The organism is Rhodococcus sp. 008 (genome assembly GCF_001682295.1).
In the GTDB taxonomy this organism is placed as follows: Bacteria; Actinomycetota; Actinomycetes; order Mycobacteriales; family Mycobacteriaceae; genus Rhodococcus_F; species Rhodococcus_F qingshengii.
In genome coordinates this window covers 326,950-339,242 of record NZ_CP012749.1, presented here as the reverse complement: position 1 = coordinate 339,242, position 12,293 = coordinate 326,950, and the positions used below count along the sequence as shown (strand labels likewise).

The following is a 12,293-nucleotide window of genomic DNA, read 5'->3' as shown; positions in this document are numbered from 1 at the left end:
TTCTCGAGTCGATCCGTAACACGAAGAAGGGCCCCGCGAGGGGCCCTTCTTTTGCCGTCTGTGGACGGTTACGGTGCTTGGATACCTAGCAACTGCTTGGTTTGGAACGAAGGGGAGCGAATGTCGACAAACACCTCTGAACCCATCCTGGTCGCGGATGCCGGAGCAGTGCGAACGCTGACCTTCAATAATCCGAGTCGCCTGAACGCATTTGATGCAGCCGGTTTTCGAGCGTTCACCAAAGCGCTCGACGACGCGGCGTCGGACGAAGCCGTGGCCGTGGTGATCGTCGAGGGCGCAGGCAAGGCATTTTCCAGTGGCGTCGACCTACGCGCACTCGCCGAACCAGGCGCAGACAACGCCGACTTCGGCCACGCATTCGCGCCGCTGATCGTCGCGCTGGTGGAGTTCCCGAAGCCATTGATCGCCGCGGTACACGGCGCTGCCGTCGGCATCGGCCTGACCATGCTGCTTTACTGCGACGTCGTCTACGTTGCCGAGGACGCACGTCTGCGTGCACCGTTCACTTCGCTGGGTACCGCTCCCGAAGCTGCCAGTAGTTGGTTGCTGCCCAAGGTGATCGGAACGCAGCGAGCCGCCGAGCTGATCCTGTCGACCCGGTGGCTCAGCGGCGTCGAAGCTGCCGCCTACGGACTGGCGACAGCCGCCGTGCCGGCCGACCAGGTACAGGCACGCGCCCGCGAGAGTGCCGAGCAGATTGCCGCCAACGTCGGACCGGCAGTCCTTGCCGCCAAACGACTGCTCCGTCACGGATAGGCGGACGAAGCTCACGCTGCCGTGCAGCGTGAGGACGACGCTGCGCGAGAGTTGATTCGCGAGTTGGGGAGTTTTGCTCGGAAGTTCACGAATACCTGAAACCCGACCACACGAAAGCGGCCGCCCGGCAGAAGCCGGGCGGCCGCTTTCGACGTGCTCAGGGGATCAGCTGAGGCGCTCGATCACCATTGCCATGCCCTGTCCGCCGCCGACACACATGGTCTCGACGCCGAAGGTCTTGTCCTGCTCCTGCAGGTTGTTGATCAGGGTGTTGGTGATACGGGCACCGGTCATACCGAAGGGGTGACCCAGCGCGATCGCGCCACCGGAGATGTTGAGCTTGTCCTCTTCGATGCCCAGTTCGCGAGCGGATCCGAGGACCTGCACTGCGAATGCCTCGTTGATCTCGAACAGGTCGATGTCGGAGATCGACTTGCCGGCGATCTTCAGGGCGTTCTTGACGGCCTGGATCGGGCCGAGGCCCATGATCTCGGGGGACAGGCCCGAGACGCCGGTGGAGACGATGCGAGCGAGCGGGGTCAGGCCGAGTGCCTTTGCCTTGGTGTCGGACATGATCACCAGTGCGGCTGCGCCGTCGTTGAGCGGGCAGGCATTGCCGGCGGTGACGGTGCCGTCGGGGCGGAAGACGGGCTTGAGGCCGCTGATGCCCTCGTAGGTGGTGCCGGCGCGGGGGCCGTCGTCCTTGGAGACGACGGTGCCGTCGGCGAGCGTGACGGGCGTGATCTCACGCTCGAAGAAGCCGCGCGCGATGGCTTCCTCGGCGCGGTTCTGGCTGCGAACTGCCCAGCGGTCCTGGTCTTCGCGGGTGATGCCGGTGGCCGAAGCGACGTTCTCGGCGGTCTGGCCCATGCCCAGGTACACGTCGGGGATCAGGCCCTCTTCGCGAGGATCGGTCCAGGCGACTCCACCTTCGGCGAGCTTGGCGCTACGGGCCTGCGCTGCGTCGAAGAGCGGGTTCTTGGTGTTGGGGAGGCCGTCGGCGTTGCCGGTGATGAAGCTGGAGACGGACTCGACGCCGGCGGAGATGAAGACGTCGCCCTCGCCTGCGCGGATGGCGTGCAGAGCCATGCGGGTGGTCTGCAGCGAGGAGGAACAGTAACGGTTGACCGTGACACCGGGGAGGAAGTCGTAGCCGAGCTGGACGGCGACGACGCGGGCGATGTTGAAGCCCGACTGACCGGCGGGCTGGCCGCAACCGAGCATGAGGTCGTCGATCTCGGTGGGGTCGAGCTCGGGGATCTTTGCCAACGCGGCGGCAACCATCTGAGTTGCGAGGTCATCCGGGCGGATGTCCTTGAGCGAACCCTTCATTGCGCGGCCGATTGGCGACCGTACTGCTGAGACGATTACTGCCTCGGGCATGAAAACTCCTTTTGTGTACTGCTCGCGGGCGGCTTGAAACGCCGTCGAGCAGGGCAAGTTGAATGCAGCTTCGACTTACAATTTACGTTGCCGCTCCCAGATGGTGGTCACGCAGTCTCACTCAGTTGACGTCGGGGCGCTGACCTGCAGGTTTGGTGCGTCTCGCGAAGGCTTTCCACTGGGTTGCCGCCGCCGTCAGTCGGGCCGCGACGGTGCGGGCTTGCGCCGCCTCCGAAACGTGGGGGAGCTCGGGTAGCGGGCCACCCTGCCATTCACCCAGAGCCGACGCGAGAACCGGGACGATCTGCTTCGCCGCGAGTTCGTATCCGGCCGCGGACGGATGGAAACGGTCGGCCGAGAACATCGTGTCGGGCGAGGCCAGGAATTCCTTGGCCAGCAGGTCGGCCAGTGGAACGGGATGACCCCCGGCGTTTCTGGTCGCGGCCGCCTGGGCGAGTGCGAGGCGATGGCCCCATTCACGCACCACGGAGCGCAGAGGTTGCGGGATCGCCGTGACCACCCCCAGATCCGGGCAGGTGCCGACAACAACGACGGCGCCGCTCTCGCGTAAGCGTCGAACCGCGTCGCCGAGGCGTTTAGCCGACGCGTGAATCGCGTTCTTGGCGGTGACGTCGTTGGCGCCGATCAGGATCACCGCAGCGTCCGGGGGAGGACCGGCGACGAACATGGCGTCGACCTGCCCACTCAACCCGCGGGAGGTGGCGCCCCCGATGGCCTTGGTGCTCAAACGGATTCGCTTCCCGGTTTCACTCGCAAGCAGCTTCGCGACCTGAACACCCGGTACTTCCGAGGCCGTCAGCGCGCCGACGCCGGCCGCAGACGAATCGCCGAAGATCATCAAGTGGAGATCGAAGGGCACGGCCCGCCACCAGAGTTCCGGGTTGTCGGCGCCGGGCGCGTACACCCCGTCCGCCTCGGGTGGCTTGGCGATATTGCGACCGATCACCCCGCGGGCCGCCCCCGCCTGCGACATCAGATAGTTGTAGCCCAACCAGGAGAGCGTGCCTGCACTCGATCCGGCCACCACCGTGGCCACCGACGCTTTCAGTCCGGTTCGACTCACACTTGCCAATCTAGCCGGATTGCACCACCTTCGCCCGACGTCCGCGCGCACCGTTTTCTTTCATCTGGGAACATGGACGAATGCGCATCGCGGAACACGTCGTCGACCTCATCGGCAACACCCCACTCGTCAAGCTCACGTCCGTCACGGGCGAAAACTTCGGCACGGTGGCAGCCAAGGTCGAATACCTCAACCCTGGCGGTAGCTCCAAGGACCGCATCGCCGTCAAGATGATCGACGCAGCCGAGGCTTCGGGTGAACTGAAGCCGGGCGGCACCATCGTCGAGCCGACCTCGGGCAACACCGGAATCGGCTTGGCGCTCGTGGCGCAAAAGCGTGGATACAAGTGCGTTTTCGTCTGCCCAGACAAGGTCAGCGAAGACAAGCGCAACGTCCTGCGCGCCTACGGCGCCGAGGTGGTCGTGTGCCCCACGGCCGTCGCGCCGGACAACCCGAACAGCTACTACAGCGTCTCCGACCGCCTCACCCGTGAGATCCCCGGCGCCTGGAAGCCCAACCAGTACTCCAACCCGGGCGGACCGGAGAGCCACTACGAGACCACCGGCCCCGAGATCTGGGCCGACACCGACGGCAAGATCACGCACTTCGTCGCGGGCGTCGGCACCGGCGGCACCATCACCGGCACCGGCCGCTACCTCAAGGAAGTTTCGGGCGGCAAGGTCAAGGTCATCGGCGCAGACCCCGAGGGCTCCGTCTACTCCGGCGGCACCGGTCGTCCGTATCTGGTCGAAGGCGTCGGCGAAGACTTCTGGCCGTCGGCATACGACCCGTCCATCCCGGACGAGATCATCGCCGTCTCGGATGCCGATTCCTTCGAGATGACGCGTCGCCTCGCCCGCGAGGAGGGACTGCTGGTCGGCGGTTCCTGCGGTATGGCCGTCGTCGCTGCCCTCGAAGTAGCCAAGCGTGAGGGCCCCGACGCCCTGATCGTCGTCCTCCTCCCGGACGGTGGCCGCGGCTACCTGTCCAAGATCTTCAACGATCAGTGGATGGCGTCGTACGGATTCCTGCGCACCCCACTCGACGGCAAGACCAACGTCCCCACCGTCGGCGACGTTCTGCGTGGCAAGTCGGGCGAGCTGCCGGACCTCGTTCACACCCACCCGTCGGAGACCCTGCGCGACGCGATCGAGATCCTGCGCGAGTACGGCGTGTCCCAGATGCCCGTCGTGGGTGCGGAACCGCCGGTCATGGCAGGCGAGGTCGCCGGAAGTGTGTCCGAGCGGGATCTGCTGAGCGCGGTCTTCGAAGGCCGTGCGCACCTTGCGGATTCCGTCGAGAAGCACATGAGCAAGCCGTTCCCGCTCATCGGTTCCGGCGAGCCGGTCTCGGCTGCCACGAAGGCGCTCGGGGACACCGACGCACTCATGGTCGTCGACGACGGCAAGCCGGTCGGTGTCATCACGCGCCACGATCTCCTGGGTTTCCTGAGTTCGGATTCCTGAGTTCGGATTCCTGCGCCGGCACCGGCGCCATTAGGCTGGGGACCATGAGTGAGCAACGCAGCAAGGCCGACAACATCAGCTGGCAGGGTTTCTCCACGAAAGCGGTGCATGCGGGTTACGAACCCGATCCGCTGACCGGTGCGGTCAACGTGCCGATCTACGCGAGTTCCACCTTCGCCCAGGACGGCGTCGGTGGAATGCGCAGTGGCTTCGAGTACGCGCGAACGGGTAACCCCACCCGTCGCCCACTCGAGGCGAACCTCGCCGCGCTCGAATCCGGAACTTACGGCCGAGCGTTCAGTTCGGGAATGGCGGCCACCGACTGCCTGCTCCGTTCGGTACTTCGACCCGGCGATCACCTGGTCATCCCCGACGACGCGTACGGCGGAACCTTCCGTCTCATCGACAAGGTGTTCACGCAGTGGGGGATCGAGTACACCCCGGCTCCGGTGTCCGACGTCGATGCGGTGCGCGCGGCGATGAAGTCCAACACCAAGCTGGTCTGGGTCGAGACGCCCACGAACCCGCTGCTCAATATCGGTGACATCGAGCTCCTTGCCGAGGTCGCCCACGAGGGCAACGCAAAGATCGTGGTGGACAACACCTTCGCCTCGCCGTACCTGCAGCAGCCGCTGCAGCTCGGTGCCGACATCGCGCTGCACTCCACGACCAAGTACATCGGCGGACACTCCGACGTGGTCGGTGGCGCTCTCGTCTGCAACGACGAAGAACTGGACACCGCGTTTGCCTTCCTGCAGAACGGATCCGGCGGCGTTCCCGGCCCGTTCGACGCGTTCCTGACGTTGCGCGGAATCAAGACACTGGCGCTGCGCATGGAGCGTCACAGTGACAACGCGGAGAAGGTCGTCGAATTGCTCGACGGCCACCCCGCGGTTGCCAGCGTCATCTATCCGGGACTGGCTTCGCATCCGTCGCACAAGGTCGCGGCCAAGCAGATGCGACGCTTCGGCGGCATGATCTCCGTCCGTCTCAAGGGCGGCAAGGCGGCAGCTCTCGACCTGTGCTCGCGCACCGAGATCTTCACGCTGGCAGAATCTCTCGGCGGAGTCGAATCCCTCATCGAATTCCCCGGTGCGATGACCCACGCCTCGACGGCCGGTTCCGCTCTCGAGGTTCCCGACGATCTGGTTCGCCTGTCGGTCGGCATCGAAGACGCCTCCGATCTGGTCGGCGACATCGAGCAAGCGCTGTCCTGATCTTCGCTCTACAGTAATTCGACTTCGAATCTGCAGTGCGCCTTCACACCTCACGAGGGTGTGGAGGCGCACTTTCTGGAGGCATGCGTGAATCTCGAACAGATAAAGGCTGCACAGCAACTGCTCGCCCCGGTCATGCGACGCACCCCGGTCGTGGCCTCGCGAGTGTTGTCCGAAACCACCGGCTTCGCTGTGAGTTTGAAATGTGAAAATCTGCAGCGCACCGGCTCTTTCAAACCGCGCGGTGCGTACAACCGCATTGCCAATCTTTCCGCAGAGGAACGGGCAGCGGGCGTGGTGGCGGCCAGTGCCGGTAACCATGCGCAGGGAGTTGCCTGGTCTGCAACAGAATTGGGAATCAAGTCGACCGTCTTCATGCCGACGGGTGCGCCGCTGCCGAAGTTGGTGGCCACCAAGGCATATGGAGCTCAGGTCCACCTGCACGGTTCGACTGTCGACGAAGCGCTCGTGGCCGCTCGCGAATTCGCGGACCGAACCGGAGCAGTTCTGGTCCACCCGTTCGACCACGAGGACGTCGTGGCGGGGCAGGGGACTGTGGGGCTCGAAATCCTCGAGCAACTGCCTGAGGTCGGCACGATCCTCGTTCCCACCGGCGGCGGCGGTTTGATCGCGGGAGTGGCTGCAGCCGTCAAAGCTGTGCGCCCGCAGGTCCGCATCGTCGGAGTGCAGGCCGAGACCGCGGCTGCCTGGCCGGCGTCGTTGGCAGCCGGGAAGCCGACCGCCTTGGCGTCGATGTCCACGATGGCAGACGGTATCGCCGTTGGCTGCCCGGGCGAGGTTCCGTTCGCCGAAGTTGCCGCCCATGTCGACGCCGTGGTGACGGTCAGCGAGGAAGCGCTGTCCAAAGCGCTCCTGCTGTGCCTCGAACGCGCCAAGCTCATCGTCGAACCGGCCGGCGTCGCGGCCGTCGCGGCCTTGATGACCTGTACTCCGGAGGAGCTGGGACTGACAGGGCCGGTGTGCGCCGTGCTTTCCGGCGGCAACATCGATCCGCTACTTCTCACGCACGTCATCTCGCACGGTCTGCGAGCGGCCGGACGGTTCCTCGGCGTTCACATCACCATCGACGATCGGCCGGGCGCACTGGTCTCGTTGCTGGAAGTGGTTCGAGCGAACGGCGCCAGCGTGGTCGATGTCATCCATTCCCGTACCGGTGGCGAACTCGCGCTCGACGAAGTGGAAGTCTTCCTCACCGTCGAGACGCGTGGTCCGGACAACAAGGCGGAACTTCTGACGGCCTTCGACGGCGCCGGTTACGCAGTACGACTGCAGAACTGAGGCGAGTTACTCGTCAGGCCAGCCGCCCAGAACCGTCACGCGGTACTCCTGGTCGACCAGCCTGGCGGGTACGTCGAGTTGATGTAGCCAGTCGATGGCCGAACCGCCCATGCCGACCGCAACCCGACTGAATGCGGCGGCCTGGGCGCAGGAGGATGCAATCACCGACACCGTGCGCCACATCGGCGTCGCCGTCGATTCGCGGTGCAGTGGCTTGACGGTGCTGGCCGTGGCGATCCCGCAGTCGGACGGAAGTGCTACCTGGCAGGTCGGGTCGCCGGGCAGGTCTTGCACCTGAATCTGCCAGCCGTCTTCCGGCGCCGGGCCGGCAACCGCGATGTCCCCGCCGAGGCCGACCAGCACGCCACACCCGAGAAGAGTTGCAGTGGACGCGGCACAGTGGTCCGCTGAACTGGCGCGGGCCGTCGCGGACAGATCGAGAACGACGTCGTCCGGGCTGTACACGCGGTTGTTCTCGACGCGAATCTTCCACCAGGAGTGAGGGTCTGCCGACCCGGCCGTCGGCGTGAGTTTGCCGTCGGTCAGTCGTGCGACAGCCAACGCGTCTTCGAGGAAGTGCGCGAACATCGGGGTCACGGCGACGCCGTCGACGTTGCTCGCGGCGCTGACATAGGTACGAATCTCGGAGTCGGCACGATCTCGATTGGTGGCGGCGTCGGCAGCGGTGAGGTACCCGCGAACCAGGCTGGCCGCGGAGGGAAGGACTTCAGGGTCGGTGACGACGACCCGGGCCTGAACCCCCCACGTGAGCCACTCGGAGGCCGAGCGCGGAGTACTCACGAACCGTTGGAGACGGCGTCCGGGGTTCCGAATCCGGCGACCACGACGGGCCGCTTCGCTACGGGATTCTTGGTGTGAGAAGCCGACGTGTCCGGCGCGAGTGCCGTGGCAGTGGGAGAAGAAACGAGTGAAAGTCCGCCGCTTGCGAGTGCTCCCGCCACAGCCGTGGCTGCGAGGGCGAGGCGAACGGGTCGATACACCGTAGTGCGTCCCCGGGCGGGTCGTGGCCGATCGTCGCTCATGGACTCAGCTTGCACGCCGAACCTGAGAAAAGCCTTGGCGTCTGTAGTCATTTGCGTAACGCCCGCCGAGATAAATGAGACATTGGTTACAGGAGTCGCGAGACTGAGCCGTGTCGAATGCATGTTCGAAAGAGTAGATGTTCACACCGACAAGTTTCGGGTACGACCACGTACATGGATTTTCAGAGGTTTATCGGAGGTTCGGATGGCAGTCGGTGTCCTGGCGATCGCTGTGTCGATCGGCACCGCACTGGGCGTGATGAGTGGAACTCTCGGAGCGCCCGCACAAGTCGAGAAGAACGAGTCTTCGAATGCTGCAGTCTCACTTGCAGCCTGGAACGGACCGGCACGAACTCAGGACACACCTGAGGGAATCGTGCCTTCCGTACCCTCCAACTTTCCGGGAGCGACATTGGCGCCCGTGGGAGCGGTGGCAGTGTTCGCGCCGTGGATCAAAAAGGCCGGTGCTCTTTGCTCGGAGATCACGCCCGCGGTGATCGCCTCGCTGTACTCGGTCGAGAACGGATTCAAGTACGGACCCGATACCGACATCTCACCGGAAGGTGGGCGCGGGCCTGGCCGCTTCACCACCGCAGCGTGGACGGCATACGGCAAGGACGGTGACGGCGACGGAAAGATGGACATCCTGGGCGTGGCCGATCCGGTGATGACAACCGGATACCGGTTGTGCGATCTCGTGAAGCAAGCGCAGTCCTGGCAGAAGTCCGGTGAGGTCGAGGGCGATACCGTCGACCTCGCGCTCGCTGCCTACGACGTCGGGCCGGATGCAGTTCGCGAAGCGGGCGGCGTTCCGGCAGACAAGTCGGGCGAGGTTCCTGCGGAGCAGGCGGTCGCCGCTCCGTTTGTCGCCCAGATCAAATCGTTGCAGGACTCGTTCGCCCTGATGCTTGCGCCCTTCGACTACAACAACCTCGCCGCAGCGGTGGGCGGCGTCGTCGAGGCCGGTCTGAAGTTTCTCGGATTGCCGTACGTGTGGGGTGGCGGAAACATCAACGGGCCGTCGATGGGCGGGTTCGACTGCTCGGGGCTGACGTCGTACGCGATCCACGCGGCCACCGGGGTGACTCTGCCCCGGACCTCGGAGACGCAGTGGGGTGTCGGCGTCGAGATCCCGCTGGATCAGGCGCAGCCCGGTGACCTGTTGTTCGGCAACTGGCAGGCAGGCGGCCCCGGCCACGTGGCGATCTACGTCGGCAACGGTCAGATGCTTCACGCACCCACGTTCGGCGACGTGGTGAAGGTCGGCCCGATCTTCGCCGGCATGAAGGCTCGCCGCGTGGTGTGAGTGGGCAGGAAACAGCGAGCGCCGACAGAGCAAGAAGCGCCACCCGACCGAGTCGGGTGGCGCTTCTTTTCAGAGCTGGTACAGCCGATCAGCTGTGGTAAGGCTCCGCGCTCAGCAGCGTGACCTTCATGGTGCTGCCGTTGGGCAGGTTGTACTCACGCGTGTCGCCGACCTTGGCTTCGAGCAGCGCGCCGCCCAGCGGTGAGTTCGGCGAGTAGACCTCGAGCTTGGCGTCACGTGCGCCTTCTTCGCGGGTAGCGATCAGGAACGTCTCGGTGTCACTCTCGTCGCCGTCGTAGTAGACCTTGACTACGGATCCGGGCAGTGCGACACCGGACTGAGTGGGGGCCTCGCCGACCTTTGCGCTGTTCAGCAGCTCCTGGAGCTGGCGAATGCGGGCTTCCTGCTGACCCTGCTCTTCGCGGGCAGCGTGGTAGCCGCCGTTCTCTTTCAGGTCGCCCTCTTCGCGACGCTCGTTGATCTCGGCGGCGATGACCGGGCGATTGGCGATGAGCTGGTCGAGTTCGTTCTTGAGCCTGTCATGTGATTCCTGGGTAAGCCAGGTCACCTGGGTCTCGGTCATCTCGATCACTCCCTAGTAGTCGGAGCCGGGGGCTCCCTCGACGATCGCTGCAACAGCAGCGAACAACGACGCAGAAGCACCACCAGGGATGCAACCTTGCCGTCAAACCTTGCGTCAATGCAGCAATACACGGTTCCACCCGGAACCGTGTATCGGGCAATTCTATCACGCATGACTACCCGCCCTGTCCGGCGTCAAACGTCCGGCAGGGTGGGTGCGTTCCGAGGTCAGCTCTTGGTCAGGTACTCCGGAACGTCGAAGCTGCAGCCGTAGACGTCGGCCATGCCTGGCGGCTGGGACGTCTTGACCTCGGTGTTGAACTCGAGGGTCTGATGTTCCGACGACGGGACGTAGACCTCACGTCGACCGGTTTCGGAGCCGTCCTTCGAGCGTGCGCGCACGATGCACATCGCTTCACGCGACGAGTCGTCGCGTGTGACGGTGAAACGGATCTTCACCGTGGAGTCGTTGGCGATGTCGAACGAGATGGTCTCGGTCTCGATTTCCTTGACCGCAAATTTTCCGTACGCGTAGTACGCGATTCCGCCGCCTACGACGATGACGAGAGCGGTCAGAGCCCACACCATCCACTTGCGGGGACTGCCCGTGCGAGTTGTGCTCGGGTACCGATCTTGGGGAAGCGGTTTGCTCATCACTCTGCTCTCGAAGACTCGAGTTCGCGTGTCGTGCAGCAACTGACTGTGTCCCGCCGGATTACCGAAGGGGTCACGGCTGCGCCAGGAACTCTCGGGTGGAACTATAGAGGACGTATCCCGTCGCGCCGTCGGTAGGTTTGTCGGCAGTCGGTACGTTTGACGGCAACGGCCCGGAGTAATCCGAGCGGTGCACAGCGTGTGATTCGAAGACTGCCGGTGACGGCTACAGGTGAACTGCCGGCAACGGCTACAGGTGAAGTTGAGGTGAACGAACACGTGAGCGGATTCCGGCTCATGGCCGTCCATGCCCATCCCGACGACGAGTCGAGCAAGGGTGCGGCCACCACCGCCCGTTATGCAGCCGAAGGCCACGAAGTGATGGTCCTGACGCTCACCGGGGGTGAGCGTGGCGACATTCTCAACCCGGCCATGGACGTTCCCGGTGTCCGCGATCGAATCAGCGAAGTTCGCCAGGAGGAGATGGCCGAGGCCGCTCGCATCCTGGGCGTGAAGCAGCGCTGGCTCGGTTTCGTCGATTCCGGGCTTCCCGAGGGCGACCCTCTTCCGCCGCTGCCCGAAGGGTGCTTCGCCCTCGTTCCGCTCGAAGAGTCGACGCGCGCTCTGGTCAAGGTGATTCGCGAGTTCCGTCCCCACGTCGTCACGACGTACGACGAGAACGGCGGATACCCGCACCCGGATCACATCCGGTGCCACGAGGTGACGATGGCAGCCTACGAAGCCGCCGCCGATCCCGAGTACTTCCCCGAGGACGGTCAGCCGTGGGAAATCAAGAAGGTCTACTACTCGCACGGATTCATCCGTAAGCGCCTCGAACTCTTCCAGGAGGAGTACGAGCGTCGCGGAGAGCCGTTCCCGATGGCGGACTGGCTCAAGAAGTGGAAGACCGAACGCGGCGACATGATGGTCCGGGTGACCACTCAGGTCACGTGCGGCGACTACTTTCCCCAGCGTGACGATGCTCTGCGCGCACACGCGACGCAGATCGATCCCAACGGTTCGTTCTTCGCTGTGCCGCTCGACATTCAGCAGAAGATCTGGCCCACCGAGGAATTCGAGCTCGCCAAGACGCGGGTCACCACGTCCATTCCGGAAACCGACCTGTTCGCAGGTCTCGAAGAGGACGCTCAGAAGTGAATGCTCTGTCCGCCGAGGTAGTTCTCGGCACCACACAATTTCTTGCTCAGACCCCGAGTAACCCATCCGGCCCGGAGTTCGGAAAGTCGTCTCCGGTCGGCCTGCTGGTGATTCTTGCGCTGCTCATCGGTGTGATCCTCCTGGTTCGGTCGATGAACCGCCAGCTCAAGAAGCTGCCGGAGACGTTCGAACCGGATCATCCCGAACTCGATCAGCAGGCAGACGAAGGCACCGACCGGGGAGCTATCACTGCTCCGAGCCCGGCGGAACCCAACGTCTCTACCGAGAAGAAGCCCAAGCAAGAATCCTGAGACGAACGAGGTA

The 12,293-nt window shown here is 64.5% G+C and carries 13 protein-coding genes; 7 read left to right on the top strand and 6 right to left on the bottom strand.

Annotation, left to right across the window (positions count from 1 at the left end; genetic code table 11):
* Window positions 1-120: 120 nt before the first annotated feature.
* Window positions 121-777: an enoyl-CoA hydratase/isomerase family protein gene (locus AOT96_RS01510; RefSeq protein ID WP_231917380.1), complete on the top strand. Its 657-nt coding sequence runs from the start codon at window positions 121-123 to the stop codon at window positions 775-777.
* A gap of 165 nt (window positions 778-942) precedes the next feature.
* Here AOT96_RS01510 and AOT96_RS01505 read toward each other — a convergent pair whose 3' ends face one another.
* Window positions 943-2,160 (bottom strand): acetyl-CoA C-acetyltransferase, encoded by a 1,218-nt coding sequence (locus AOT96_RS01505; RefSeq protein WP_019744600.1) that lies wholly within the window; start codon window positions 2,158-2,160, stop codon window positions 943-945.
* 121 nt (window positions 2,161-2,281) lie between these two features.
* On the bottom strand, window positions 2,282-3,253 hold the full coding sequence (locus AOT96_RS01500; protein WP_042448870.1) for an SGNH/GDSL hydrolase family protein: 972 nt from the start codon (window positions 3,251-3,253) through the stop codon (window positions 2,282-2,284).
* 71 nt (window positions 3,254-3,324) lie between these two features.
* Here AOT96_RS01500 and AOT96_RS01495 point away from each other — a divergent pair, with 71 nt between their 5' ends.
* The 3 genes from AOT96_RS01495 (at window position 3,325) to ilvA (ending at window position 7,226) form a co-directional block, all read left to right on the top strand.
* Window positions 3,325-4,710 carry a cystathionine beta-synthase gene (locus AOT96_RS01495; RefSeq protein WP_003943292.1) on the top strand — a complete coding sequence of 462 codons (1,386 nt, stop codon included), beginning with the start codon at window positions 3,325-3,327 and terminating at the stop codon, window positions 4,708-4,710.
* 44 nt (window positions 4,711-4,754) lie between these two features.
* A complete protein-coding gene (locus tag AOT96_RS01490; protein ID WP_007728802.1) occupies window positions 4,755-5,927 on the top strand; it encodes a cystathionine gamma-synthase in 1,173 nt (390 codons plus the stop codon).
* 135 nt (window positions 5,928-6,062) lie between these two features.
* Window positions 6,063-7,226 carry a threonine ammonia-lyase gene (gene ilvA, locus AOT96_RS01485; protein WP_228402296.1) on the top strand — a complete coding sequence of 388 codons (1,164 nt, stop codon included), beginning with the start codon at window positions 6,063-6,065 and terminating at the stop codon, window positions 7,224-7,226.
* A 6-nt stretch (window positions 7,227-7,232) separates the two neighbouring features.
* On the opposite strand, the gene AOT96_RS01480 is transcribed toward ilvA, so the two are convergent.
* Both AOT96_RS01480 and AOT96_RS01475 read right to left on the bottom strand, forming a co-directional pair.
* Window positions 7,233-8,027 carry an FAD:protein FMN transferase gene (locus tag AOT96_RS01480; RefSeq protein WP_003943281.1) on the bottom strand — a complete coding sequence of 265 codons (795 nt, stop codon included), beginning with the start codon at window positions 8,025-8,027 and terminating at the stop codon, window positions 7,233-7,235.
* Window positions 8,024-8,269, bottom strand: a complete 246-nt coding sequence (locus AOT96_RS01475; protein ID WP_153211881.1) for a hypothetical protein — start codon at window positions 8,267-8,269, stop codon at window positions 8,024-8,026. Before AOT96_RS01475 ends, AOT96_RS01480 begins: the two co-directional genes overlap by 4 nt.
* 205 nt (window positions 8,270-8,474) lie before the next feature.
* Between AOT96_RS01475 and AOT96_RS01470 the strand changes: the two genes are divergently transcribed.
* Window positions 8,475-9,575: a C40 family peptidase gene (locus tag AOT96_RS01470; protein WP_003943296.1), complete on the top strand. Its 1,101-nt coding sequence runs from the start codon at window positions 8,475-8,477 to the stop codon at window positions 9,573-9,575.
* A gap of 88 nt (window positions 9,576-9,663) precedes the next feature.
* Here AOT96_RS01470 and greA read toward each other — a convergent pair whose 3' ends face one another.
* A complete protein-coding gene (gene greA / locus AOT96_RS01465; protein ID WP_007726385.1) occupies window positions 9,664-10,158 on the bottom strand; it encodes a transcription elongation factor GreA in 495 nt (164 codons plus the stop codon).
* Window positions 10,159-10,385: 227 nt separating this feature from the next.
* Window positions 10,386-10,811: a DUF4307 domain-containing protein gene (locus AOT96_RS01460; RefSeq protein WP_007726384.1), complete on the bottom strand. Its 426-nt coding sequence runs from the start codon at window positions 10,809-10,811 to the stop codon at window positions 10,386-10,388.
* A 279-nt stretch (window positions 10,812-11,090) separates the two neighbouring features.
* Here AOT96_RS01460 and mca point away from each other — a divergent pair, with 279 nt between their 5' ends.
* Both mca and AOT96_RS01450 read left to right on the top strand, forming a co-directional pair.
* Window positions 11,091-11,969: a mycothiol conjugate amidase Mca gene (gene mca, locus AOT96_RS01455; RefSeq protein ID WP_007726383.1), complete on the top strand. Its 879-nt coding sequence runs from the start codon at window positions 11,091-11,093 to the stop codon at window positions 11,967-11,969.
* Complete coding sequence (locus AOT96_RS01450) at window positions 11,966-12,280, top strand: hypothetical protein (RefSeq protein WP_007726381.1); 315 nt, start codon at window positions 11,966-11,968, stop codon at window positions 12,278-12,280. Before mca ends, AOT96_RS01450 begins: the two co-directional genes overlap by 4 nt.
* Window positions 12,281-12,293 lie beyond the last annotated feature (13 nt).

What these genes read in the sequence shown, in the direction of transcription:
- AOT96_RS01510 (WP_231917380.1), top strand. Translation starts at nt 121, where the DNA reads ATGTCGACAAACACCTCTGAACCCATCCTGGTCGCGGATGCCGGAGCA.
- AOT96_RS01505 (WP_019744600.1), bottom strand. Translation starts at nt 2,160, where the DNA reads ATGCCCGAGGCAGTAATCGTCTCAGCAGTACGGTCGCCAATCGGCCGC.
- AOT96_RS01495 (WP_003943292.1), top strand. Translation starts at nt 3,325, where the DNA reads ATGCGCATCGCGGAACACGTCGTCGACCTCATCGGCAACACCCCACTC.
- AOT96_RS01490 (WP_007728802.1), top strand. Translation starts at nt 4,755, where the DNA reads ATGAGTGAGCAACGCAGCAAGGCCGACAACATCAGCTGGCAGGGTTTC.
- ilvA (WP_228402296.1), top strand. Translation starts at nt 6,063, where the DNA reads ATGCGACGCACCCCGGTCGTGGCCTCGCGAGTGTTGTCCGAAACCACC.
- AOT96_RS01475 (WP_153211881.1), bottom strand. Translation starts at nt 8,269, where the DNA reads ATGAGCGACGATCGGCCACGACCCGCCCGGGGACGCACTACGGTGTAT.
- AOT96_RS01470 (WP_003943296.1), top strand. Translation starts at nt 8,475, where the DNA reads ATGGCAGTCGGTGTCCTGGCGATCGCTGTGTCGATCGGCACCGCACTG.
- greA (WP_007726385.1), bottom strand. Translation starts at nt 10,158, where the DNA reads ATGACCGAGACCCAGGTGACCTGGCTTACCCAGGAATCACATGACAGG.
- AOT96_RS01460 (WP_007726384.1), bottom strand. Translation starts at nt 10,811, where the DNA reads ATGAGCAAACCGCTTCCCCAAGATCGGTACCCGAGCACAACTCGCACG.